This window comes from Corynebacterium senegalense (assembly GCF_900411315.1).
Taxonomy (GTDB): Bacteria; Actinomycetota; Actinomycetes; order Mycobacteriales; family Mycobacteriaceae; genus Corynebacterium; species Corynebacterium senegalense.
In genome coordinates this window covers 1,539,296-1,563,580 of sequence record NZ_LS990887.1, presented here as the reverse complement: position 1 = coordinate 1,563,580, position 24,285 = coordinate 1,539,296, and the positions used below count along the sequence as shown (strand labels likewise).

22 protein-coding genes are annotated in these 24,285 nt (G+C 69.9%); 13 read left to right on the top strand and 9 right to left on the bottom strand.

What is annotated here, in order from left to right:
* Positions 1-9 precede the first annotated feature (9 nt).
* Together DYZ02_RS07605 and DYZ02_RS07600 are read left to right on the top strand one after the other, a co-directional pair.
* Positions 10-1,020, top strand: coding sequence for a septum formation family protein (locus DYZ02_RS07605; protein ID WP_115685699.1), 1,011 nt, complete (start codon positions 10-12; stop codon positions 1,018-1,020).
* Positions 1,020-1,367, top strand: coding sequence for a metallopeptidase family protein (locus tag DYZ02_RS07600; protein WP_115685698.1), 348 nt, complete (start codon positions 1,020-1,022; stop codon positions 1,365-1,367). The genes DYZ02_RS07605 and DYZ02_RS07600 overlap by 1 nt, the downstream gene beginning before the upstream one ends.
* Before the next feature lie 34 nt (positions 1,368-1,401).
* Here the strand turns inward: DYZ02_RS07600 and DYZ02_RS07595 are convergent, their stop codons facing one another.
* The gene (locus DYZ02_RS07595) at positions 1,402-2,004 is read right to left on the bottom strand and encodes a histidine phosphatase family protein (RefSeq protein ID WP_115685697.1); all 603 of its coding nucleotides are present in this window, start codon (positions 2,002-2,004) and stop codon (positions 1,402-1,404) included.
* Positions 2,005-2,904: a prephenate dehydratase gene (gene pheA / locus DYZ02_RS07590; protein ID WP_115685696.1), complete on the bottom strand. Its 900-nt coding sequence runs from the start codon at positions 2,902-2,904 to the stop codon at positions 2,005-2,007.
* Positions 2,905-2,920: 16 nt separating this feature from the next.
* Between pheA and DYZ02_RS07585 the strand changes: the two genes are divergently transcribed.
* Positions 2,921-3,628, top strand: coding sequence for a CPBP family intramembrane glutamic endopeptidase (locus DYZ02_RS07585; protein WP_115685695.1), 708 nt, complete (start codon positions 2,921-2,923; stop codon positions 3,626-3,628).
* 21 nt (positions 3,629-3,649) lie between these two features.
* Positions 3,650-4,969, top strand: coding sequence for an LCP family protein (locus DYZ02_RS07580; RefSeq protein WP_115685694.1), 1,320 nt, complete (start codon positions 3,650-3,652; stop codon positions 4,967-4,969).
* A 22-nt stretch (positions 4,970-4,991) separates the two neighbouring features.
* On the opposite strand, the gene DYZ02_RS07575 is transcribed toward DYZ02_RS07580, so the two are convergent.
* The 3 genes from DYZ02_RS07575 to DYZ02_RS07565 all read right to left on the bottom strand — a co-directional run bounded on the left by DYZ02_RS07575 (position 4,992) and on the right by DYZ02_RS07565 (position 8,981).
* Positions 4,992-6,509: an alanine/glycine:cation symporter family protein gene (locus DYZ02_RS07575; RefSeq protein ID WP_115685693.1), complete on the bottom strand. Its 1,518-nt coding sequence runs from the start codon at positions 6,507-6,509 to the stop codon at positions 4,992-4,994.
* A gap of 121 nt (positions 6,510-6,630) precedes the next feature.
* Positions 6,631-7,584, bottom strand: coding sequence for a formimidoylglutamase (hutG, locus tag DYZ02_RS07570; RefSeq protein WP_115685692.1), 954 nt, complete (start codon positions 7,582-7,584; stop codon positions 6,631-6,633).
* A gap of 5 nt (positions 7,585-7,589) precedes the next feature.
* The gene (locus tag DYZ02_RS07565; protein ID WP_115685691.1) at positions 7,590-8,981 is read right to left on the bottom strand and encodes an amino acid permease; all 1,392 of its coding nucleotides are present in this window, start codon (positions 8,979-8,981) and stop codon (positions 7,590-7,592) included.
* 140 nt (positions 8,982-9,121) lie between these two features.
* On the opposite strand from DYZ02_RS07565, the gene DYZ02_RS07560 reads away from it, so the two are divergent.
* From DYZ02_RS07560 to hutI, 5 genes are all read left to right on the top strand, one after another.
* Complete coding sequence (locus DYZ02_RS07560; protein WP_115685690.1) at positions 9,122-9,862, top strand: IclR family transcriptional regulator; 741 nt, start codon at positions 9,122-9,124, stop codon at positions 9,860-9,862.
* A gap of 144 nt (positions 9,863-10,006) precedes the next feature.
* Positions 10,007-10,711, top strand: coding sequence for an Abi family protein (locus DYZ02_RS07555; RefSeq protein ID WP_115685689.1), 705 nt, complete (start codon positions 10,007-10,009; stop codon positions 10,709-10,711).
* A 280-nt stretch (positions 10,712-10,991) separates the two neighbouring features.
* Positions 10,992-12,545 (top strand): histidine ammonia-lyase, encoded by a 1,554-nt coding sequence (hutH, locus tag DYZ02_RS07550; RefSeq protein WP_115685688.1) that lies wholly within the window; start codon positions 10,992-10,994, stop codon positions 12,543-12,545.
* A 177-nt stretch (positions 12,546-12,722) separates the two neighbouring features.
* Positions 12,723-14,417, top strand: coding sequence for a urocanate hydratase (locus DYZ02_RS07545; protein WP_115685687.1), 1,695 nt, complete (start codon positions 12,723-12,725; stop codon positions 14,415-14,417).
* Positions 14,418-14,463: 46 nt separating this feature from the next.
* The gene (gene hutI, locus DYZ02_RS07540; protein ID WP_115685686.1) at positions 14,464-15,648 is read left to right on the top strand and encodes an imidazolonepropionase; all 1,185 of its coding nucleotides are present in this window, start codon (positions 14,464-14,466) and stop codon (positions 15,646-15,648) included.
* On the opposite strand, the gene DYZ02_RS07535 is transcribed toward hutI, so the two are convergent.
* A complete protein-coding gene (locus DYZ02_RS07535) occupies positions 15,645-16,559 on the bottom strand; it encodes a DUF5926 family protein (RefSeq protein WP_115685685.1) in 915 nt (304 codons plus the stop codon). The two genes, hutI and DYZ02_RS07535, sit on opposite strands and share 4 nt — an antisense overlap.
* An 11-nt stretch (positions 16,560-16,570) precedes the next feature.
* Positions 16,571-17,383 (bottom strand): glycerophosphodiester phosphodiesterase, encoded by an 813-nt coding sequence (locus DYZ02_RS07530; RefSeq protein WP_425451012.1) that lies wholly within the window; start codon positions 17,381-17,383, stop codon positions 16,571-16,573.
* A gap of 88 nt (positions 17,384-17,471) precedes the next feature.
* On the opposite strand from DYZ02_RS07530, the gene DYZ02_RS07525 reads away from it, so the two are divergent.
* Complete coding sequence (locus DYZ02_RS07525; RefSeq protein ID WP_115685683.1) at positions 17,472-19,379, top strand: alpha/beta-hydrolase family protein; 1,908 nt, start codon at positions 17,472-17,474, stop codon at positions 19,377-19,379.
* Positions 19,380-19,398: 19 nt separating this feature from the next.
* Here DYZ02_RS07525 and msrA read toward each other — a convergent pair whose 3' ends face one another.
* On the bottom strand, positions 19,399-20,040 hold the full coding sequence (gene msrA, locus DYZ02_RS07520; RefSeq protein ID WP_115685682.1) for a peptide-methionine (S)-S-oxide reductase MsrA: 642 nt from the start codon (positions 20,038-20,040) through the stop codon (positions 19,399-19,401).
* Positions 20,041-20,179: 139 nt separating this feature from the next.
* Here msrA and DYZ02_RS07515 point away from each other — a divergent pair, with 139 nt between their 5' ends.
* Complete coding sequence (locus tag DYZ02_RS07515) at positions 20,180-20,782, top strand: superoxide dismutase (RefSeq protein WP_115685681.1); 603 nt, start codon at positions 20,180-20,182, stop codon at positions 20,780-20,782.
* Positions 20,783-20,865: 83 nt separating this feature from the next.
* Positions 20,866-22,068 (top strand): MFS transporter, encoded by a 1,203-nt coding sequence (locus DYZ02_RS07510; protein ID WP_245945710.1) that lies wholly within the window; start codon positions 20,866-20,868, stop codon positions 22,066-22,068.
* On the opposite strand, the gene DYZ02_RS07505 is transcribed toward DYZ02_RS07510, so the two are convergent.
* The gene (locus DYZ02_RS07505) at positions 22,065-23,561 is read right to left on the bottom strand and encodes a TM0106 family RecB-like putative nuclease (RefSeq protein ID WP_181896923.1); all 1,497 of its coding nucleotides are present in this window, start codon (positions 23,559-23,561) and stop codon (positions 22,065-22,067) included. The two genes, DYZ02_RS07510 and DYZ02_RS07505, sit on opposite strands and share 4 nt — an antisense overlap.
* Positions 23,562-23,647: 86 nt before the next feature.
* On the opposite strand from DYZ02_RS07505, the gene DYZ02_RS07500 reads away from it, so the two are divergent.
* Positions 23,648-24,283 carry a DUF6474 family protein gene (locus DYZ02_RS07500; RefSeq protein WP_115685680.1) on the top strand — a complete coding sequence of 212 codons (636 nt, stop codon included), beginning with the start codon at positions 23,648-23,650 and terminating at the stop codon, positions 24,281-24,283.
* Positions 24,284-24,285 lie beyond the last annotated feature (2 nt).

Genomic DNA, 24,285 nt, shown 5'->3' with positions numbered 1-24,285 from the left:
ATGGGGCACATGGCTTCTGCAACCACCGGCGCCCGAGCCGCCCTCCTCGCCCTCCTGGCGGGCGCGGTCGGGGCGGCATCCTACGCGGCCGTGTCCGACTCCCCCACCGGGGAGGGATCGGCGAGCTCCGCAGCCAGCTCCGTCCCGCCCACCACGGGCGTGCAGCCGGCGGCGCCGTTCACCACCGCCGATTCCGGCTCCTGCCTGACCTGGCAGGTGGCCGAGGACGGCTCGATTTCCGGCTTCGAGCAGACCCCCTGCGACGCCGAGCACCGCTTCGAGGTCTCCACCCGCGAGGACCTGGCCACGTTCCCCTCCTCCGAGTTCGGCCCCGAGGCGGAGCCGCCGAACCCGACCCGCCAGGCGCAGCTGCGCGAGGAGCTGTGCGGGGCGGCGACGCTGCGCTACCTCGACGGGGTCTACGACCACAACGGGCGCTACTCCATCGCCTCGATCCTTCCGCCTGCCGACGCCTGGGCGCGCGGCGACCGCACCATGCTCTGCGGGCTCCAGGTCACCGACTCCGCCGGGGTGCCCACGCTCACCACCGGCACCGTGGCCACCCAGGACCAGGCGCGCGTGTTCACCGCCGGGGAGTGCGCCGCCATCGACGCCGCCAACTCCATCGGCGTGGTCGACTGCGGCCAGCCGCACCAGATGGAGATCACCTCCACCGTCAACCTCGGCACGGTGTTCCCCGACCACACCCCGAGCGTGGAGGAGCAGGACAAGCACCTCGGCGACGTGTGCACCGCGGCCGCCCAGGACTACCTCGGCGGGGAGGAGAACCTCTACCAGATCGCCCTCCAGCCCTTCTGGACCACTCTCCCCGCCGCCAGCTGGGACGGCGGCTCGCGCAGCGTGAACTGCGCGCTGGTCTTCTCCGACAACGGCAGGTTCGGCACCCTCACCGGCTCCGCGACCGGCGGCCGCGACGTGCTGCGCATCGACGGCAACCCGCCGCCCGAGCGCCCGGAGCGCCAGCCGCTGCGCGAGACCCCGGCCTCACCCGCGCCGTGATGGAGCCCGTCAGCGACGAGGAGTTCGAGGCGCTCATCGACGACGCACTCGATGACATCCCCGAGCACTTCGCGCGCGCCATGACCAACCTGGTCGTCCTCGCCCGTCCCGCGAACGAGGACAACCCCGAGCTGCTCGGCCTGTTCGTGGGCGTGCCCCTGCCCGAGCAGCACGCGAACCACTCCGGGTACCTGCCCGACGCGGTGTTCATTTACAAGGACGCGCTCGAGGCCATCTGCGCGGACGTCGAGGAGCTGCGCGAGGAGGTCCGCATCACCGTCTTCCACGAGGTGGGCCACTACTTCGGCATGGAGGAGGAGGCCCTGCACGAGCTCGGGTGGGGCTAGGGCCCGGCCATCAGCTGTGCCGCCAGCTGCACGGCTAGCCCAGCGGGTACTCCGCCCACTTCTCCACCCGCCACGACCCGAACTCGCCCAACGGGTCGAGCACGACGTAGGAGCAGTTCGGCAGGTAGGACTCCTCGGCGAACACGGGGTCGACCGCGGAGGCGTTGGCCGCGAACGCGCGGATCGCCCCGCCGTGGCTCACCACCACGGTCGTCGACTCCCGGTCCACCCACGGGTCCAGGCCCGCCCGGTAGCGGGTGAGGAAGGTGTCGAGGGAGTCGCCGTCGTCGATAAGCGATGCGAGGTCGCGGCGGTAGAACCCGCGGAAGGCGGTGAGGTAGGCCTCGTGGGCCTCGCGGGTGTTCATCATCTCCCAGCGCCCGGCGTGCACCTCCTGCAGGCCGGGCACCGCCGGGATCTCGGCGAACGCCCCGCCGAAGCCGATCGCCCCGGTCTGCCGGGCACGCAGCGCCTCGGAGGTGATGACGCGGTCGACGTCGAACTCGCGGAGGATCTCCCGCCCTGCCTCGCGGGCCTGTTCCCGGCCCAGGTCGGTCAGCTCCGCGCCGGGCGGGAGGGTGTCGAGCTTGTGGTCGATGTTGGAGGAGGTCTGGCCGTGGCGCAGCAGGATCAGCATCTACTTTCCCTCCCGGGCGCGGCGCACCCACTCGTTCGCGGCAGCCCGCCGGCCGAGGTCGGTCGGCGCGGCCTCCCCGTGGGCGCGCGGCCACGACCCGAGGAAGACAATTTTCGACGCCCGAAGGTATACCGCCCGCAGCGCCTCCGCGAGCGGTTCGTCCTCGATGTGGCCGACGAGGTCGACATGGAAGTCGTAGGTGTTGCGCACCTTACGGGTGGGCCGCGACTCGATGCGGCTCATGTCGACGCCCCGGGAGGCGAACTCCTGCAGCACGGCGACGAGGGTGCCGGGCTCGTTGGGCAGCTGGAAAACGATGGTGGTGCGGTCGTTGCCCGTGCGCGGCGTCGGCGTGCCGGGCGGCCCGACCAGCAGGAAGCGGGTGCGCGCCGTCTCCAGGTCGGCCACCCCGTCGGCGTGGACCTCGAGCCCGAAGAGCTCGGCAGCGCGGCGCGGCGCGGCGGCGACATCGGCCTCCCCCTCCGCCACCATGCGCGCGCCTGCGCCGTTGGAGGCCGCCGGGACGAAGCTCGCGCCCGGCACGTTCTCGCCGACCCACCTCTTGACCTGCTGGTAGGCCACCGGGTGGGAGGCGAAGCGGCGGGGCCCGTCCAGCCCCTCGCCGGGGCGCGTCATGATGGCGAAGGCGATGTCGAGCTCGGTCTCGCCGTAGATCTGCACGCCGGGCGATTCCACGAGGGCGTCCGAGGTGGAGGTGACGGAGCCGTCCACGGAGCTTTCGATGGCGGCGACGGCGTAATCCGCCTCGCCCGCGCGCACCGCGCTAAGCGCGGCCGCGGGCGAATCCACCGCCACGGGTTCCGCGCCGGGGACGCCGAAGGCCCACAGAGCCTGCTCGGTGAACGTTCCGGCGGGACCGAGGTAGCTGATGCGCGTCATGCCTTAAAGTTATCGCATGACCTCCCGGGATCGGACCCGCCTCGAGATCGCGATCGTGCTGGCGGTGACCTTCGGCACCAGCGGGCTGCGCGCCACCCTCAACCTGATCAACTCGCTGCTCTCCCCCGCACCGCTGAACCAGCAACGCATCACGCTTAACGACGCCAAATCCTCCCTCTCCTGGCTCGACCTCGCCCTCCAGGCCGTCTCGGCGCTCTCCCTCTTCGCCTGGGGCGCCCTGGCCCTGTACCTGCTGGGCACCCGGCTGAAGGCGCCGGAGGCGCGCGACTGGCTGCGCGGTGCCGGGCTGGCCGCCCTGATCGGGGTGCCGGGGCTGGTCCTCTACGTCGCGGCGCTGCACTTCGGCTGGACCAAGGAGATCGTGGTGGCCACGGACGCCGCCCGCCTGCCTACGCTCCTGCTCTGGTCCGCCGCCAACGCCTTCGGCGAGGAGACCGTCGTGGTGATGTGGCTGCTCACCCGGCTGAAGCAGCTGGGGTGGTCGCCGGGGCGCGCCATCGCCGCCTCGGCCGTGCTGCGCGGCACCTACCACCTCTACCAGGGCGTTTCGGCGGGATTCGGCAACGTCGTCATGGGCGTCGTCTACGCCGGCTACTACCACCGGACGGGGCGGATCTGGCCGCTCATCCTGGGGCACTTTTTCATCGACGCCACCGCCTACCTCGGCTACCAGTTGCTCGACCTGTCCTGGCTCGGACTCTGAACGGTGGTTTAGGCTTACAGCATGCCGCAGACCCCCCACTCCAACGACCCCCGGGACAACCTGGGGGAATACGTACTGGGCAAGGATGGCAGGCCCATCGTCGACCGCTACGGCCGCCCCGTGCGCCGCAGGAACACCGGCGGGCAGCAACCCAAGCGGCCCGAACGAGCTGAGCGGCCCGAGCGAACTGAGCGGCCCGAGCGAGCTGAGCGGCCCCGGCAGCAGCTGCCGCCGCGGGCGGAGGAGACGCGCTACGAGCCGCGGCGCACTCCCTACGCACCCCGCGCCGAGCGCCCGACGCAGCGCCCCGCACAGCGCCCGACGCAGCGCCCCGCACAGCGCCCGACGCAGCGCCCCGCCCAGCAACCTGCGCCCGAGCCGGCACCGATGCGGGTGTCGCGCTCGCGGCAGGCCGCGTCGTCGCGGGTTCCGGTGGAGCGGGCGAGGCGTCGCAAAGCGCCCGGCTGCACCGCGATCCTCGGGCTTGTCGTGGCCCTGCTGCTGGCGCTCGTGTTGGTCACGGACGCGCGTCTCACCCGCGTCGACGCGCTGCCCGACCAGCGGATCAAGAACACCGCCGGGACGAACTGGCTGCTCGTCGGCTCCGACTCGCGGCAGGGCCTGAGCGAGGAGGACGCGGCGCGCCTCGGCACCGGCGGCGACATCGGCAGCACCCGCACCGACACGATCATGCTGCTCCACCTGCCGCTGTCCGGGCAGGCGACGCTGGTGTCCATTCCCCGCGACTCCTACGTGGAGATCCCCGGCTACGGCTCCGACAAGATCAACGCCGCCTTCTCCTACGGCGGCCCGAAGCTGCTCGCAGCGACGGTGGAGCAGGCCACGGGGCTGCGGGTGGACCGCTACGCGGAGATCGGCATGGGCGGGCTCGCCGGGGTCGTCGACGCCGTCGGCGGGGTCGACGTCTGCGTCGCGGAGCCTATCGACGACCCACTGGCCAACATCAACCTGCAGCCCGGCTGCCAGGGGCTCGACGGCCCGACCGCCCTCGGCTACGTACGCACCCGCGCCACCGCCCAGGGCGACCTGGACCGCGTGGCGCGCCAGCGCGAGTTCCTCGGGGCTCTGACGGAGAAGGCGACCTCTCCGTGGGTGCTGCTCAACCCGTTCCGCTTCATCCCGCTCGCCCTGAGCATCCCCACGATGTTCACGGTCAACACCGGCGACCACGTCTGGAACCTCGCCCGCATCGCCCTTGCGATGCGCGGCGGGCTGGCCACCGAGACGGTGCCGGTCGGCGGGTTCGTGGACACCGAGGTGGGCAACGTCCTCGTGTGGGACGACGTGGCCGCCGAGGCGCTGTTCTCCTCGCTGCGCTAGCTCGCTGGGAGCGCCTAAGAGATTACGAGCGCCAGGTGCCGGCGGCGACCATGTCCGCCTTGCGCTGCTCCCAGAAGTCGGCGTTCCGGATGCCCAGAGCCTCCGGGTCGAACTGCGGGTCGTGGCCGGCCTTCTTCTGGCGTCGGTAGTCCCACAGGCACTGCAGCGCGGGGCGCTGCAGCACGAGGATGGCCACGATGTTGAGCCAGGCGGTGGTGCCCACGCCGATGTCGCCGAGCGCCCAGGCGCTGCCCGGGGTGCTCGTCGCGCCGATGAACACGGAGACGACGATGAGCACGCGCAGCGCCCAGATGATCACGCGGCGCGCGGTGTCGTTGTGGACCCAGCGGTTGAGGTAGGCGAAGTTGACCTCGGACATGTAGTAGTAGGCCAGCACCGTGGTGAAGGCGAAGAACATGATGGCCAGAGCGACGAACGACGGCCCGATGCCTGCGGCGAAGGAGTTGAGGCCCTCCTGGACGAAGCCGGGGCCGACCGGGACGCCGTCGGGCAGCGACCCGGCGTAGCGCACCGCGCCGTCCTCCGACTCACCCTCGAAGACCTTGTACATGTCGGTGGAGATGATGATGAAGGCCGTGGCCGAGCAGATGAACAGCGTGTCCACGTAAACGGCGAAGGCCTGGACGAAGCCCTGCTTTGCAGGGTGGGAGACCTCGGCGGCGGCGGCCGACTGCGGGCCGGTGCCCTGGCCCGCCTCGTTGGAGTAGATGCCGCGCTTGACGCCCCACATGATCGCCGCGCCGAGCAAGCCGGAGAAAGCGGCCTCCTTGTCGAAGGCGGAGCGGAAGATCAGGCCGAAGACCTCGGGGACCTGGGAGGCGTTGGTGAACAGGACCGCGATGGCGACGAAGATGTAGATCACCGCCATGAAGGGCACGACCATTGACGCGAAGGTCGCGATGCGCTTGACACCGCCGATGATGATCACCGCGAGCAGCAGCGACATGCCGGCGGCCGAGACCCAGGTGGGCACGGACCAGGCGTTCTCCATCGCCGCGGCGACGCCGTTGGCCTGGATGCCAGGCAGGAAGTAGGAAGTGGCCAGGATCATGGAGACGGCGAAGACGATGGCGTAGACCAGCGCGAACGGGCGCGCGGCGGTGTGCTTGTAGGCCTTCTCGATGTAGTAGGCGGGGCCGCCACGGTACTCGCCGGTGTCGCGGTCCTTCTCCTTGTAGATCTGCGCGAGCGTGCACTCGATGAAGGAGGTCGACGAGCCGAGCAGCGCCACCGTCCACATCCAGAACACCGCGCCCGGGCCGCCGAAGGCGATGGCGGTGGCCACGCCGGCGATGTTGCCCACGCCGACGCGCCCGGCCAGGGAGATCATCAGGGACTGGAACGAGGAGATGCCCGCCTCGGACTTCTCGCCCTGGGAGATCTGCTTGATCATGTCCGGGATGCAGCGGATCTGGAGGAAGACGGTGGCGAGGGTGAAGTAGGCGCCCGCGCCGAGGCACAGGTACACCAGCCAGTTCGACCAGATGAGGTCGTTGAGTGTGGTCAGGATCCCTTCCATGGGAGCCTCCTTAGGGGATGGGGTGGGAATTGCTCCTAAATATATGCAGCCCGCCGGTTAAATTCGCCGTTTTGACGAACGTCTTCGATTTTTTCGCCCAGTCCCATCCCCGGTGCGCCCCTCAGCCGGCGCTGACCGCCGCGACGTGCGCGTCCACGATGTCGTGGATGAGCCGCGCCGCGGTCTTCGCGGTCCGCCCGTCGACGTCGAAGTCCGGGTTCAGCTCCACGACGTCGACAAGCGCCACCCGCCCCGTCGCGGCCACGGCGGTCACCATCGCCCGCAGCTTCTCGACGCCCACCCCGAAGCCCGCAGGAGCCGACACGCCCGGCGCGACGGCGGCGGGCAGCACGTCGAGGTCGATGCTCAGGTGGATGGGCTTGTCGCCCTCCACCGCGGCTGCCGCGGCGACGGCGCACTCACGCGGGCTCAGCTCGGCGAGCTCCACGTCGAGCACGGTGTTCACGCCGAGTCGGCGGGCGGTGTCGAAGAGGACGGCGGTGTTGTTCGCCTCCGAGATGCCGAAGACGGAGTAGTCGAACTCCTCCCCGGCCAGCTCCGCGATCTGGCGGAAGGGGGTGCCGGAGGTGGGGTGGTCCGCCTCGCGCAGGTCGAAGTGGGCGTCGAAGTTGATCACGTGCATCGGCCCGAGCGCCTCGTAGGCGCCGCGGTGGGTGGCAAACGAGGTCTCGTGTCCCCCGCCCAGCACGACGGCCAGGTTGCCCGCCCCGACCAGTTCGCGGACCCGGTCGCTCACCTCGCGCTGCGCGCCCTCCAGGTCCGCGCCCTGGGTGGTGACGGTGCCCGCGTCGACGAGCGGGTGCGCGTGGTGGAGGGCCAGCCCGCCCAGCGCGGCGCGCAGCGCCTCCGGGCCGCGGGCCGCGCCCTGGCGCCCGCCGTTGCGCTCCACGCCCTCATCGGTGGCGAAGCCGAGGACGGCCACCGAGTCGCGCCACGCGCCGGAGCCGGAGGTGTCGATGGCGCTGTGCCAGCGCGCGTGCTCCGGGCCCGGGCCGTCGTCGCGGCCGGACCAGGCGGCGGGAGGGGTGTAGAGCTCGCCTTCAACAGTGTTCATGCCGGTCAGCCTACCTGCGCTCCGCCGGGGACCTTGTCGTTCACGCCGGCGACCTTGTGGCGGCCGGTGGCGTAGTACAGCGCCACGCAGATCACGCTGAAGGCCACGCCCACGCCGAGGGCCAGGCGGAAGTCCGGCTGCCACGCCATGATGCCGAAGGTGAAGAGGATGAAGGCCACGGCGAAGTACTGCCCCCACGGCCACAGCGGCACACCGTAGGACAGCTGCCTGGCCTCCTCGGGGCTCATGTGGCGTCGTGAAGCGATGTGCGCGAGCAGGATCATCAGCCAGACGAAGATGGTGGCGAAGGTGGCCAGGGAGGCGATGATCTCGAAGACGGACTCGGGAATCAGGGCGTTGAGCACCACGCCCACCGCCATGACGAGCAGGAGGATGACGGTGGTCATCATCGGCACGCCGCGCACCGTCTTGGCCATCACGGCGGGCGCGAGGTTCTGCTTGGCCAGGCCGGTGAGGACGCGCCCGGCGCCGAAGGTGTCGGCGTTGATGGCGGACAGCGCCGCGGTGATCACCACGACGTTGAGCAGCGCGGCCGCCCAGTGCACGCCGAGCGCGCTGAAGATCTGGACGAAGGGCGACTCCTCGCCGGTGATGGAGCGCCACGGGTTGATCATCAGGATGACCAGGATGGACAGCACGTAGAACAGGAGGATGCGCACGGGCACGGTGTTGATCGCCTTGGGCACCGCGCGGGCGGGGTCCGCGGCCTCGCTGCCGGCCACGCCGATGATCTCGGTGCCTCCGAAGGCGAAGAGCACGAGGATGAAGGCGGAGATCATGCCGCCGACGCCGTTGGGGAAGAATCCGCCGTCGTTGACCAGGTTCTGCGGGCCGGTGGTCTCGGCGTTGGACAGGCCGAAGACGAGCACTGCAGCACCCGCCACAATCATGGCCACGACCGCGCCGATCTTGACGATGGTGAACCAGAACTCCAGCTCACCGAAGACCTTCGTGGCGGCCAGGTTCGCCGCGCCGACGATGAGCAGCGCGGTGAGGATCCACACCCAGCGCGACACGTCGGGGAACCAAAAACCCATGTAGATGCCGATGGCGGTGAGGTCCGCCAGCGCCACGATGACCATCTCGAAGGCGAACATCCAGCCCGTCAGGTAGCCGGCCGCCCCGCCCAGATGCGCGCGAGTGTATTCGGCGAAGGAACCGGTGACGGGGTGGCGCACCGCCATCTCGCCGAGGGCGCGGAGCATGAAGTACACCACCGCGCCGCCGAGCAGGTACACGAGGAGGACCGAGGGGCCGGCGGCCTGGATCGCGCCGGCCGAGCCGTAGAACAGGCCCGTGCCGATGGCTGAGCCAAGCGCGATGAAGTTGAGGTGGCGGACGGAGAAGCCGCCGCCTGAGGACGTGGTGTTACTCATGGGAACCGTGAACCCTTTCGGATAGCCAGATCGTTGGGCGAAGCCTAAGACACGTTTCGGCGCGAGTGTGACCTGGACAGCATCGGACAGTCTCGCATGTGAGACTCCCGCGGGGCCAATCACCCGGTAAAAACGGGGGCGTGAAGAAACCCCAGGTTCCCGCAGCCCACAACGTCCTGCGCGTGCTCACCCTGCTCTCGGACACCGACGCCCCCGTCTCCGCCGGCCACATCCAGCGCTCCCTGGACCTGCCCCGCTCCACCACCTACCACCTCCTCCGGGAGCTCGAGGACTCCGGCTACGTGGTGCGCCTGCCCGGCCCGGGCACCTACGGGCTCGGACTCGCCGCCTACCGCCTCGCCTCGGCCTACACCACGCAGCAGCCGCTGGTCCGCCTCGCGGCGAAGGACCTCGAGGCCATCGCCTCCTTCGTCGGCGGCTCCACCCACCTCTCACGGCTGGCGGGATCGGAAATCGTCTACCTCCACGAGGCCCGCGCACCGCGCGCGGTCTCCCTCGTCACCGAGGTCGGCGTGCGCCTACCCGCCTTATCGACGGCATCCGGGCGCATCCTGGTGGCACATCTGTCCGACCCGGAGGTCAAGGCCGTGTTCTCCGGCTCCGGCGAGCAGCGCGCCTTCCGCGCCGTCAAGGCCCAGCTCGCGCTCGCCCGCGAGCGCGGGTGGGACGCCGAGGTCGAGGAGGTCTCGCGCGGGCAAGAGTCCGTTGCCGTGGCACTCGTTGACCACCTCGGCAGGCCAGCCGCGGCCCTCGCCGCCACCTTCGAGGCCGGCAGCCGCGACGAGGCGGGGCGGGCCGAAGTGGTCGGCCGTCTGGCGGCTGCGGCGCGGCGGGTGGCGGGGAAGTTTTTTAACCCTTAACCCCCGACTGCCGGGCATGCAAAAAGAAAACCCCTCCTCAGCCAGTCCGCTGAACGGGTGACTTTGAATGGGAGGGGACTACAAATGAAACAATACCCAATTGAGACCGATTTTTCAACACCTCGTCCACGCAGGGGAATCTAAGTGATCAATATTGAATGGATATCCAGCGACCGGCTCAAACCGTACTTGGACAACACCTGGAATTGTGAGGAGAAGGCCCTTGAGCTTTATGCACTCGATCGCCGCCTCAGCGCACAACTCTTCCAAGACATCTCCTACCTCGAAGTCGCGCTACGCAATTCTCTCCACCGTTACCTGACAGAAAAGTACGGGGACGATTGGTACGCGCGAGTCGAAGTGGGGTTCGACAACCGGGTCCGCGAGAACATCTCCGAATCGTGGGACAGCCTCCCCAAGAGGTACACCAATGGAAGCGCGCCGCGGAACAAGAAATTGGGGGGCCGAGTTGTGGCTGCATCTATGTTCCGCACGTGGACAAACATGCTGGACAAGGGAGACGCGTCAGGGCTTCCCGCTCCCTTCAATAAGGCCGATCACGACAGGATCTGGGATGCAAAGGCATTAAACCTCGTATTCCCGGGAGCTCGGCAACTTGCGCGCCAGCAAGATCCGGAATTCGATAATCGCGGCCTCACCCGTGAGTGGGTGTACACGAAAGTATTCCCTGTACGCCAGATCAGAAACAGAATTGCCCACCACGAATCCTTCGCCCCGAGCGGGGTACCGATTACTGGCACCGACACCCGCCTCAATCCCCGAGAATGCCACCAAGCGTGCATAGATCTAGCGGCGATGCTCGATCGAGATTTGAAAACTTTCCTTTAGTCCCTATCCACACCGCACGTATTGGAAGAATTGGATCACTTCCTGGGGGCTCTGAAGGAGGGCCCATAAATGTGTGTGCCTTTGTAGCGCCCACCCCTCCCACCCGCTACACTNTGCTTTTGTTTTTTACGCCCCGGCCGGCCCCCTAGTCCTCCACAGAGTGGCTCGTCGGCAGCGTCGGATGTGTATAAGAGCCAGTCTGGCTGTCGCGCGTAGAAAGAGACCGAGCCCCCCTCCGGGCTCCGGTCACGCACGCATTCGTCACGAAAGAAGGACAGCCATGACCACCACCTACCCCACCACCGTCACTGTCGGCATCGGCGCGCTCACCATCGAGGAGGTCGTCGCCGTCGCCCGCCACGGTGCGCGCGTGGAGCTCGACCCGGCCGCCCTCGACGAGGTGGCCTCCACCCGCCAGCGCGTCGAGGAGCTCGCCAACGACCCGACCCCCGTGTACGGCATCTCTACCGGCTTCGGCGCACTCGCCCGTCGCCACATCCCCGAGGAGATGCGCGCCCAGCTGCAGCTTTCGCTGGTGCGCTCCCACGCCGCCGGGTCCGGCCCGGAGGTCGAGGAGGAGGTCATCCGCGCGCTGATGTTGCTTCGCTTGTCCACGCTGTGCACCGGCCGCACCGGCGTGCGCCCCGTGGTGGCGCAGACCTACGCGGACGTCCTCAACGCGGGCATCACCCCGGTCGTGCGCGAGTACGGCTCGCTGGGCTGCTCGGGCGACCTGGCGCCCCTGGCCCACTGCGCCCTCGCGCTGCTGGGCGAGGGTGAGGTGCGCGTGAACGGCGGCGAAATCACCGCCTCCGCGGACGCCCTGGCCGCAGCCGGCATCGAGCCGCTCACGCTGCGGGAGAAGGAGGGCCTGGCCCTGATCAACGGCACCGACGGCATGCTGGGACAGCTCTGCCTGGCCATCACGGACCTGCGCCAAGCGGCCAAGGTGGCCGACATCGCCACCGCCATGACCGTGGAGGGGCTGACCGGCACGCTGACCGTCTTCGCCGATGACCTGCAGCAGCTGCGCCCCCACCCGGGCCAGGCGGACGCCGCGGCAAACGTCCGCTCCATCGCCGCAGGTTCGGAGATCCTCGCCGCGGCCGCCGAGGAGTTCAAGGAGAAGCAGGTGCAGGACGCCTACTCGGTGCGCTGTGCCCCGCAAGTCTCGGGCGGTTTCCGCGACACGCTGGCGCACGCCGAGCTGGTGGCGGGCCGCGAGCTCGCCTCGGCAGTGGACAACCCGGTGGTGACCAAGGACGGGCGCGTGTCCTCCAACGGCAACTTCCACGGCGCGCCGGTGGCCTACGCGCTGGACTTCCTCGCCATCGTGGTGGCTGATGTGGCGTCGATGAGCGAGCGCCGCACCGACCGCTTCCTCGACCCGGCCCGCAACCGCGGCCTCAACGCCTTCCTCGCCGACGATCCGGGCGTGGACTCCGGCCACATGATCGCCCAGTACACGCAGGCCGGCATCGTCAGCGAGCTGAAGCGTAACGCGAACCCCGCGTCCGCCGACTCGATCCCCTCCTCGGCGATGCAGGAGGACCACGTCTCCCTCGGCTGGTCTGCGGCCCGCAAGCTGCGCCGCAGCGTCGACGGCCTGCAGCGCGTCCTGGCCATCGAGGTGCTCACCGCGGCCCGCGCGATCGACCTGCGCGAGGGCGCCGCCGCCCCGGGCACGCAGGCCGTCATCGACGTGCTGCGCGGCGTGGTCGAGGGTCCGGGCACGGACCGCTTCCTTTCGCCGGAGATCGAGCACGCCGTGGCGCTCGTGCAGGACGGTTCCTTCCTGAAGGCGGTTGAAGCGAAGGTCGGAAACCTACGCTAAGCAGCAACGACAGCCGGGTGTCTCGCATGTGAGACACCCGGTCTCTTTTTTTCCTTGTCCGGAATGTGGTGCCCGTTACCATCGGCGCTGAACGAAACGCAGCCCACCGTTGACGGGGACAGCCCCGGGAAACCGGCCCGCAGCGCGGGGTACACCGCACAGAAAAGGAACGACACCATGACCGAGAAGAACTGGGCCGACGGCGCCCGCGAGGTCCGCGCGCCCCGCGGCACCGAGATTTCCGCCAAGTCCTGGCAGACCGAGGCGCCGCTGCGCATGCTGCAGAACAACCTCGACCCCGAGGTCGCCGAGCACCCCGACACCCTCGTGGTCTACGGCGGCACCGGCCGCGCCGCCCGCAGCTGGGAGGCCTTCGACGCGATCATCGAAACGCTCAAGGACCTCGAGGCCGACGAGACCCTGCTGGTCCAGTCCGGCAAGCCCGTCGGCGTGTGGAAGACCAACGAGTGGGCGCCGCGCGTGCTCATCGCAAACTCCAACCTGGTCGGCGACTGGGCCAACTGGGAGCACTTCCGCAAGCTCGAGGACGAGGGCCTGATGATGTACGGCCAGATGACGGCCGGCTCCTGGATCTACATCGCCACCCAGGGCATCCTGCAGGGCACCTTCGAGACCTTCTACGCCGTGTCCAAGAAGCGCTTCGGCGGCACGCTGGCCGGCACGCTCACCCTGACGGGCGGCTGCGGCGGCATGGGCGGCGCCCAGCCGCTGTCGGTGACGCTCAACGGCGGCGCCTGCCTCATCGTCGATGTCGACGAGACGCGCCTGAAGCGTCGTCAAGCGAAGCGTTACCTCGACGAGGTGACCACCGACCTCGACGAGGCCATCCGCCTCGTCACCGAGGCCAAGGAGCAGAAGAAGGCGCTGTCCGTGGGCCTGGTCGGCAACGCCGCCGAGGTCTTCCCGGAGATGCTGCGCCGCCACCGCGCGGGCGAGCTGACCGTGGACATCGTCACGGACCAGACCTCCGCGCACGACCCGCTGTCCTACCTGCCCACCGAGATCACCGTCGAGGAGTGGCACACCGAGGCCGCCGCCGACCCGGTCACCTTCACCAAGAAGGCCCGCGAGGCGATGGCCGCGCAGGTCCAGGCGATGGTCGAGTTCCAGGACGAGGGCGCCGAGGTCTTCGACTACGGCAACTCGATCCGCGACGAGGCCCGCAAGGCCGGCTACACCCGCGCCTTCGAGTTCCCCGGCTTCGTGCCCGCCTACATCCGCCCGCTGTTCTGCGAGGGCCTCGGCCCCTTCCGCTGGGTGGCACTGTCCGGCGACCCGGAGGACATCAAGGTCACCGACCAGGCCATCAAGGAGGCCTTCCCGGACAACGAGCACCTGCACCACTGGCTCGACGCCGCCGAGGAGTACGTCGAGTTCGAGGGCCTGCCCGCCCGCATCTGCTGGCTCGGCTACGGCGAGCGTGCCAAGGCCGGCGTGATCTTCAACAACCTGGTCAAGGAGGGCAAGGTGAAGGCGCCGATCGTCATCGGCCGCGACCACCTCGACTCCGGTTCGGTGGCCTCGCCCTACCGCGAGACCGAGTCCATGCTCGACGGCACCGACGCCGTTGCCGACTGGCCGCTGCTCAACGCCATGACCGCCGTCTCCGGCGGTGCGACCTGGGTGTCCATCCACCACGGCGGCGGCGTGGGCATGGGCCGCTCCATCCACACCGGCCAGGTCACGGTGGCCGACGGCACCGAGCTCGCCGAGGCGAAGCTCAAGGCCGTTCTCACCAACGACCCGGGCATGGGCGTGATCCGCCACGTCGACGCCGGCTACTCCCGCGCCTACGAGGTGGCGAAGGAGCGCGGCGTGCGCATCCCGATGGAGTTCACGGCGCGCGACTAGCCGCTTATCGACGCCCCCTCCCCGCACCCCAGGTAGAAAGGCACCCATGAGCACCCTTTTGACCGGCATCTCCGAGCTGCGCGCCGTCTCCGAGCTCGGCACCATCAAAGACGCGGCCCTCCTGATGGACGGCGGCGTTATCGAGTGGGTCGGCCCGGCCGCCGAGGCCCCGTCCGGCGCGGAGGAAACGGTCGACCTGGGCGGGCGCGCCGTGCTGCCCGGCTGGGTGGACTCGCACACCCACATGGTCTTCGACGGCGACCGCGCCGCCGAGTTCGAGGCCCGCATGGCGGGGCAGTCCTACGCCGCCGGCGGCATCGCCGTGACGATGGAGGCGACCCGCTCGGCCTCCACGGAGCGCCTCCACCAGCTCGTCGCCGAGCGCGTCGCCGCAGGTCACGCCGGTGGCACCACGACGTTCGAGACGAAGACCGGCTACGGCCTGGACGTCGCTTCCGAGGCGGAGGCTGCCCGCGTCGCCGCCGACCACGTCGACGACGTGACCTTCCTGGGCGCCCACCTCGTGCCCCCGGGGGCGGACGCAGAAGCCTACGTCGGCGAGGTCGTCGGCCCGATGCTGGAGGCGGTGAAGGACCACGTGCAGTGGATCGACGTGTTCTGCGAGCGCGGTGCCTTCAACGAGGAGCAGTCGCGCCGCGTCCTGGAGGCGGGAAAAGCCGCGGGCCTGGGCGTGCGCGTGCACGGCAACCAGCTCGGCGAGGGCCCCGGCGTGCGCCTTGCGGTGGAGATGGGCGCCGCCAGCGTTGACCACGTCAACTACCTCTCCCCGGAGGATGTCGAGCTGCTCGCCGGCTCCGACACCGTGGCCACGATCCTGCCGGCCTGCGACCTGTCCACCCGCCAGGACCTCGCGCCCGCGCGCACGCTCATCGACGCCGGCGCGACCGTCGCCATCGCCTCCAACCTCAACCCGGGCACCTCGTTCACCAGCTCGATGAACTTCTGCGTCACCACCGCGGTGCTGCAGCAGCACCTCACCCTCGACGAGGCAATCGCCGCCGCGACCACCGGCGGGGCAAAGGCTTTGCGACGCCACAACGTCGGTTCCGGCAGGGACCCGCAGGGCCGACCCGCCAAGGGCACCCTGGTGCCCGGCGCGGCCGCCGACCTGCACGTGCTCGACGCCGCCAACGCCATCAACCTGGCCTACCGCCCCGGCATGCCGATCACGTGGCAGACCTGGGTGGCGGGCGAGAAGGTGTACGGCTAGATCGTCACCTGCCGGGACTTGATGTTGTCCAGCTGCTTGCGCTCGTCGGCGCTGAGCTGGGCGTCGCTGGCGTACTCGGTCTCGATGTACTTGTTCAGGGCCGCGAGGGCATCGGCGTAGGAATCCGGCTCGACGGACGGGTCGAGGTCCCACACGGGCACGACGACGCCGTGGGTGCGGAAGGCGCCGGCGAACTTGGTGCCCTCCCCGAGGTGGAGGCCGCCGCGGGCGGCGATGCGGGCGAGGGCGGCTAGCATCTGGTTCTCGTTGTCCTCCGGGCGGACCCAGCGGATGTGGGCCTTGCCGCCGCCAGGGTTGACCCACCAGACGGACCCGGGCACGTCGGCGCGGACCTGCACGGAGGGGATGACGGCGTCGTTGGCGCGGGCGAGGGCCTGCTGCACCTCAGCCGGGATCTGCGCACCGGCCGGGAACCACCAGGAGAAGTCCTGGTGCTCGGTAATGGTGGGCGTCGCGGTGGCGTCGATAAGCGAGGAAAGCTCGGGCTGGCTGCCGTCGGCGACCGTGGACTGGAGGGTCTCGCCCGGCGCGGCGTTGAGCACCCAGTTGATCGCGTAGGCGAGGTCGCGGCCCGGGTTCTGTGAGTGCGAGGCGACCTGGAGCGCCACGAAGCGCTCGCCGCCCTCGGCCTCGCCGCGCACGAGCGCCGCCCCGGCGCCCGGCAGCACGGTGGCGACGTTGACCGTTTCGCCGTTGATCTCGAACTGGGCGACCGCGGAGGGAACGAACTCCTGCAGCGCGATGAGATCGGTCTCGGCGGCGAGCCCGCCGAAGGGGCGCGGGTCTTTCTGGAATGCTTCGCGCTCGGCGGCGCGGGCGGCGAGCTTCGCCTGGCGGCGGCTCATGCCTTCGGGCAGGTCATCCTGCTTCTTGCGGTTCTTCTTGGCCATGGGGCCACATGTTACCGGAGGGTGCTGCCGCCCACGTCCGCGCGCGCGAAGGTCTCCACGGCGATGTGCGGCATGTCGGTGGCGAACACGTCGACGCCGTTGTCTCGGCACCAGAGCATGTCCTTCGGGTCGTTGACCGTCCAGGTGTACGTCTTCAGGCCCTTGAAGCCGAGCAGCTGGCGGCGCGCCCGCAGGTGGCTCAGCGCCGGCCCCACGCCGTAGGGGCGCGAGAGCATGCAGTTGCCCCGGTTCCACTTCTTCTCTCGGAGGCGGAACAGGTAGTACGTCTCGAGCTCGGGGGCGAAGTGGGTGAAGTAGCGCATGGCGCGGTGGGAGAAGGAGATGAGGTGGACGCGCTCCGAGTGGCGCAGCCCCGCGTAGGCGAGCAGGCGCAGGGTCTGCTCGTCGATCTCCGGGCCGTAGCGGGTGGGGTGCTTCGTCTCGATGTAGATGTGCTTGTCCGGGTAGTCCTGCATGAGCTCGAGCAGCTCCTCGAGGCGCATGATGCGCTGCGGGTTCTCCGCGGTGCCAACGTTGAGCCGGCGCAGGTCCGCGTAGTCGGTGGCCGAGACGCGCCCGGCGCCGTCGGAGGTGCGCCCCAGCACCGGGTCGTGGAAGACGACGACCTTGCCGTCGCGGGTGAGCCGCACGTCGCACTCGATGCCGTGGATGTCCATCCGCAGTGCGGCGTCAAAAGCCGCGAAGGTGAGCTCGGGGTAGAGCCCCGACGCGCCCCGGTGAGCGACGATCTTTGTCCCGGTGCGCGATCCCGTCTTGCCGTTGCCTGCGTTGCTGCCCTCGTTGCTACCCAGCAGTGTCGTCACGTCTGCATAACCTACAACCACTTCGCGGCTTCCGCGACCGCTGGAATTAACCCTGCGCGGACGGGCCCCGTTTGTAACAATGGGCTGCATGTCCTTGGCTGGGTTTCGCTCACTGCGCCCGTTTGCGGCCCGCCCGCGGCAGGCGGTGGTCAAGGCGCGCAGGCGCTACACCTTCAGCCGGCACGGGCTCTTCGCCGTGCCTCTCGCGGCGGTGGAGGTGTGGGCCGACCTCACCCCGGTGATCCGCATGGGCGGGCTGCGGCGCCTGCCGGCGAACTTCGGCGCGGGCGTGGTCGGGGCGGAGGTGGCCACGTGGGGGGCGATCTCGCCCTCGCTCCTGCCGCACAACTGGTGGGTGGTGGCGTCCAACGTGGCCATCTGCCAGGGCGCCGGGCACCTGGTCGGAGCGGCGGTTGGCGAGCTGAGCAGGGGCGTTCGCCGCGTCGCCCGGCTGCAGGACGCGCCCCGCTGGACGCGCGGCGCGAACACGGCGCTCCATCTGGGGCTGAGCGCGGTGACGGTGGGGACGTACGCGCTGGCGAGGCGTCGCCATGCGGCGCAGGTGCAGATGGTTGGCGGCGTCGAGGAGTTCGGTCTGGCCAAGTCCCTCGGCGGGATCACGGCGGGCACCCTCGGCTACGGCGCCATCCTCGCCGTGGGGGAGGCGCTGCAGGTGAGCGTGGACCTGTTCAACCTCCTGCTGGGCAGGCGCCTCCCGCCGCCGACCTCGTGGCCGCTGGCGGTGGCCGGGGTGGGCGCGGCGTCGCTGCTGTTCACCGACCGTGTCGTGCTGCGCAACTTCCTCTCCCGCGTCTACCGCAACGCGGAGATGCTGGACCGCGAGTTCATGCTCGGCGCGCCGCGCCCGGGCGAGCCGGAGCGGTCGGGCTCGCCCGCCTCGCTGGAGCCATGGGAGACGATGGGCCGGCAGGGCCGCGCGGTGGTCGCCGGGGGCCCGCGGCGGCGCGACATCGAGCTGCTGCTTGACGACGCCCACCCCGCCCGCGAACCCATCCGCATCTTCATCGGCCTGGGCGAGGGCCGCACCACCGAGGACATGGTGCGCCTGGCGCTCGCCGAGCTCGACCGCACCGGCGCGTGGAACCGCGCCCACCTGGCGGTGATGTCCGCGGCGGGCACCGGCTGGATCAACGACTTCCACACCTCCGGCTTCGAGTTCATCGGCCGCGGCGACACCGCGATCGTCGCCCTCCAGTACTCCTACCTGCCCTCGGCCTACTCGTACCTGGCCGACCGCGAGTCCCCGACGCGCTCCGCGCGCATGCTTCTCGACGCCATCCGCGCCCGCCTCGACACACTTCCCCCCGAGACCCGCCCCTCCCTCTACGTCGGCGGGGAGTCCCTCGGCGCCTACGGGGTCTCCGACGCCTTCGACAGCATCGACGACTTCCTCACCGGCATCACCGGCGCGGTGTTCACCGGAACGCCCGGCTTCGCCCGCATCCACGGCGAGCTGACGCGCCACCGCGACGTCGGCAGCCCGCAGCGTCTCCCGCTCATTGATGGCGGGCGCAACGTCCGCTTCTGCGCCACCGCCGACCACCTCGCCCACGACTACAGGGGCGCGCCCTACGCCCACGAGTGGGAGTCCCCGCGCGCCGTGTTCGCCCAGCACGCCTCCGACCCGGTGGTGTGGTGGGACTGGTCGCTGGCCTGGCGCATCCCGGACTGGCTGAAGGAGCCCGGCTCCCGCGGGGTGCCGGCGCCTGCGGCCCAGCACCTCGACGTGCCGGACACGATGCGCTGGGCGCCCTTCATCACGTTCTGGCAGGTGGGCATCGACCAGCTGACCTCGCAGAACTGCCCCTCCCCGCACGGGCACAACTACCACGACGAGACGGTGTCCTACTGGGCGGCGGTGATGGGCTCGGACTTCTCCCCCGCCACCCTGCACCGCATCAGCCTGTGGATCCACCGCGACGCGACGAAGCTGCGCCGCCCGGCGAGCGGGCGGCGCACGAAGTACAGCTACTAGCCGGTACCAGCCAGCCCCATCAGATCCCGCAGGCGATGCCCGTCGAGTGGTGCGGGCAGTAGCCGCCGGGCACCTTGTGCAGGTACTGCTGGTGCTCGTCCTCGGCGAGGTAGTAGTCCGCCCCGGCGCGCACCTCGGTGGTGATTTCCCCGTAGCCGGCCTCGCGGAGCTGGCGGCCGTACTCGGCGATCCAGCCGCGGATCTGCTCGGCCTCCTCCTCGGTGTCGGTGTAGAAGGCGGAGCGGTACTGGGTGCCCACGTCGTTGCCCTGGCGGAAGCCCTGGGTCGGGTCGTGCGCCTCGAGCCCGACGCGCACGAGTTCCTTCAGGCTGACCTTCTCCGGGTCGTAGACCACCTCGACCAGCTCGACGTGGTTCGTCGCGCCTGAGCACACCTCGCGGTACGTCGGGTTCTCGGTGATGCCGCCGCCGTAGCCGACGGAGGTCGACTCCACGCCGTCGATCTGCCAGTAGAGCTTCTCGACGCCCCAGAAGCAGCCCAGCCCGATGAGCAGCCGCTTCTGCCCCTCGCGCCACGGCCCCGTGATCGGGGTGTCGAGGACCGCGTGGGGGCGCGGGTCGGCCAGGACGGGCGTGGGGCGTCCGGGGAGGGCGCTGGTGGCGTCGACAAGCTCTGGCGTGCGTCCGAAAAGAAATCCCATACCGCTGTAAACGCGCGGGAGGCCCGGAATATTCCCGTCGCAACGTACTTCCCCCACCGAAACTAACGTCGTTGCAGGAATCGCAAATCGGTCTATGATGGGGCCCGTTCAACAAAATCCCGATGAAAGGATGAGTGTCATGGCTGTTTACGAGCTTCCCGACCTTCCCTACGCTTACGATGCCCTCGAGCCGCACATCTCGGCCGAGATCATGGAGCTGCACCACGACAAGCACCACGCCACCTACGTTAAGGGCGCCAACGCCGCCCTCGAGGCCCTTGAGGCGGAGCGCAACGGCGAGGCCAACCCGGACAAGCTGCGCGCCCTGTCCAAGAACCTGGCCTTTAACCTGGGCGGCCACACCAACCACTCCATCTTCTGGAAGAACATGAGCCCGAACGGTGGCGGCGCCCCGACCGGCGAGATCGCCGCCGCGATCGACCGCGACTTCGGCTCCTTCGAGAAGTTCCAGGCCCACTTCGAGGGTGTGGCCACCTCCCTGCAGGGCTCCGGCTGGGCTGTCCTCGGCTACGACCACATCGCCGGCCGCCTCATCGTCCAGCAGATGACGGACCAGCAGGGCAACATCTCCGTCGACTTCACCCCGCTGCTCATGCTCGACATGTGGGAGCACGCCTACTACCTGCAGTACAAGAACGTGAAGGCCGACTACGCCAAGGCTTTCTGGAACGTTGTTAACTGGGAGGACGTCAACGAGCGCCTCGCGGCAGCGTCCAAGTAAGCGCGCGTAACTCGCACCAGGCGGGGCTCTCCGGCGACGGGGGCCTCGCTTTTTGCGTGGCGCGACGAGGCGAAAGGGTGGAGATGAGCGACGAAAAACGCATCCGAAAAGGCACGGTGGAGTTCCGCCGCGCGCAGCTGGCCATGCTGGCGGTGGGTCTGGCCATCTTCAACTCGCTGTACGCCACCCAGGCGCTTCTGCCCACGCTCACCGACGAGCTGCGCATCCCCCCGCCCACCGCGGCGCTGACCGTCTCCGCCGCCACTGGCGCGCTCGCCCTGTTCGTCGTGCCCTTCTCCATCCTCTCCGAGAAGTACGGCCGCGGGCGGATCATCATCATCTCGGCGCTGGCCGCCACCCTCATCGGCCTCGTTCTGCCCCTCGCGCAGACGCCCGGCCAGCTCATCGCCCTGCGCGCCCTGCAGGGCGCGATGATCGCGGGCACGCCCGCCACCGCGATGGCGTGGCTGTCCGAGGAGCTCGACGAGCGCGACCTGGCGGGGGCGATGGGCCTGTACATTTCGGGGACGTCGATAGGCGGGCTGACGGGCAGGCTCATCCCCGCCGCGACCCTGGAGTTCGCCTCCTGGCGCTGGGCGCTCTTCGCCACCGCCGCGTTCGCCCTGGCCCTGGCCGTGGCGGTCACGCTGCTGCTGCCAAAGCAGCGCCACTTCACCCCCAAGGAGAGCATCCGGCTCAGCAACGAGTTCCGCGCCGTGGCCCGCCACCTGCGCAACCCGCCCCTGCTGGGCCTGTACGCCACCGCCTTCGTGGGCATGGGCGTGTTCGTCTCGCTGTACAACTACTTCGGCTACCGCGCCATCGACCACTTCGGCCTGCCGCCCGCCCTGGCCGGCCTCGTCTTCGTCATGTACCTCTCCGGCACCTGGTCCTCCGCCCGGGCCGGCACCTACGTGTCCCGCTTCGGCCGCGGCCGAGTCGTGCTCGCCTCGGCGACACTCATGCTCGTCGGCGTGCTCGTCACCGCCAGCCCCAACCTCTGGGTGGCCCTGGCCGGCATGCTGGTGTTCACCGCCAGCTTCTTCGCCATGCACTCCACCGCGTCCGGCTGGGTCGGCCACATCCCCGACCGCGACCGCGCCGAGGCCTCCTCGCTGTACGTGTTCTGCTATTACATGGGCTCGTCGATCCTCGGCGCCGCGACCGGCTCCGCCTTCGAGGCTTTGCCCTGGAGCGGGTTCATGGTGGCGCTGGCCGGCCTGCTCGCCCTCCTCGTCGCCGTCGCCGCCGCGCTGGCGGTGGCCGAGAAACACCGGAAGCGCTAGATCTCCGGCACGCCCGGCGCGCCGGCGTCCAGGAAGTCCCGCACCGCGCGGGTGCCGCGGCAGTCGTCCTCGTTGTAGCGCAGCAGCGTCTCCCGGGCCGCCTCGTCGCCGCGGCGCGCCGCCAGGCGCAGAGCAACGGAGCGCTCCCCGTCGACGTCGTCGTCCTCCCACTCGAACCCCGCCACCGGCCCAAGCACCTTCAGCCCCAGCCCGTCCGTGCCCACGAGGTGGCGCCGCGCGTAGGCGAATACATCCACCCACTCCTCCGAGGCGATGAAGCGCTGCACCTCCTCCAGGGACACAGCCCCGAAGCGCTTCGCCGAGGACTTCAGCCAGTGGTTCTCGCCGCCTGCGGCGTAGCAGTAGGCCCGGAACGTCCGGCCCTCCGCCCGGGCCGCGTCGCGCACCCCCATGAGCCACGACCAGAACGCCGCGAAGTTCTCCTCCTCGGCAGCCCCGCCGACGTCCTCCCACACCACGAAGGGCCGGTACGTCTCCCCGTCGAAGGCGCCCCACAGGTAGGCGCCCTGGTCGAGGTAGGCCTCCATGTCCACGTCCACCTCCACGTCGGCCCGGGGCACCGCAGCCGCACCGCGCCGCTTGAGCACCGGGATGCCCTCGCGCCAGGCCTGCGCCACCCGCGAGGGCTCGCCGAGGTTGGCGTCGATGAGCTGCTGCACCGTGGCGATGCCGCGCTCCCGGTAGGCGTCGGCGCGCCCGCCCGGCAGGAGCAGGGAAATCTCATCGAGCTCGCGCAGCCGCGGCTCGCACAGCGGCCAGAAGCGGCAGGAGGCGCACTGCTTCAGCCGCCGCGGTTCCTCCGGGGTGGGGGCGACGAGCGCGGCGAACAGAGGGGCAACGTAGCGCTCGGGATTGACTAGGTAGGCGCGCTCCCGGTCCTGGCCGATGACCCCGCCGAGACCCGCCGAGCGCTCCCCGAGCAGCACGTGCGCCAGGGCCAGGCGGTAGCCGTCGACGGTGTGGTGGCGCAGCCGCGCCCGCGCCTCCACGACCGCGCCCAAGCCGAGCCGGCCGGTGTGGATGAACCGCGCGCCCGCGCCCGGCGCGACCTCCGCCGCCCTTGCGACGCGGTGGTTGGAGATCATCACCGGCAGGTAGCCGCCCTCCGCGCGGGCGAGGATGTCGATCTCCGCCACGACCCTTACCCCGGCCACCTCACCGCTGAGCACCGCGTTGGTGATCAGGTCCGCTCCCCGTCCCATCGCGGCGCGGGTCTCCAGCTCCGCGGCCTCGGGCAGGGCGGGGTCGAGATCGATTCGGAGGAAGCGGCGGGAGCTGCCGTCGCCAAGCGCGCGCCTGACGGGGAGGGAGGAGAACACCGCCGCCCGTGCGGCGTCGATCTGCGGCTGGCGGGCCACCGCGTCGGGCAGCTGGGGCACATCCGGGTGGGCGAGGCGTTGGCGAAGCCGGTAGCGGCACCCGACGAGATCGGACGCGCGTACCAGGAAGGGGAATTCAGCGGCGGTGCTCACGACGCCCCCAGCCTATCGCCTCCCTGCGGGTAAAGTGGTGCAGCAACAACGAACAGCAACGAAACAGACCCGGAGGAAAGACCACCATGGGAGTCATCGAGACGATCCGCAAGTCCCGCGCCAAGACCAAGGCCGAGATTAAGGCAGCCCAGACCCGTGCCCGCCAGGCGGCGAAGGAGCAGGCGAAGAACGACCGCCGCACCGCCGAGCTGATGGACAAGGCGGAGAAGCGCCTGCTGAAAGAGGAGAAGAAGGGGCTCAAGCGCAAGCGCAAGCACGAAAAGCAGCTCGCCGAGGCCCACCTCAAGCGCATCGAGCAGACCGGCCTGACCAAGAAGAAAGCGAAGAACTGGGTCGGCGCGGCGCGCATCCTCATCCCCGTGCTGGCCCCGCTGGCCTACCGCGCGATGACCTCGTACCAGCAGCAGCGCATCCAGAACCGCGCCAGCTCGCTCGGCCTGACCACCCAGGATCTGGCCCGCTACTCCGGCCGCGGCGCAGAGCTCAAGGCCCGCGTGGAGGCGATCCGGGACAACGCCGCACACAACGACTCGCTGAGCACGAGCTACCGCAAGGACCTCGACGTCCGCCTCGACGAGCTGTCCAAGGCAGTGCGCAACGCCGAGCACATGAACCAGGAGCAGCAGCGCCTCGCGCACAACTCCATCGGCCGGGAGATCGACGAGGTCGCCGCCGAGATCCAGGAGAAGACCCGCAGCTAAGG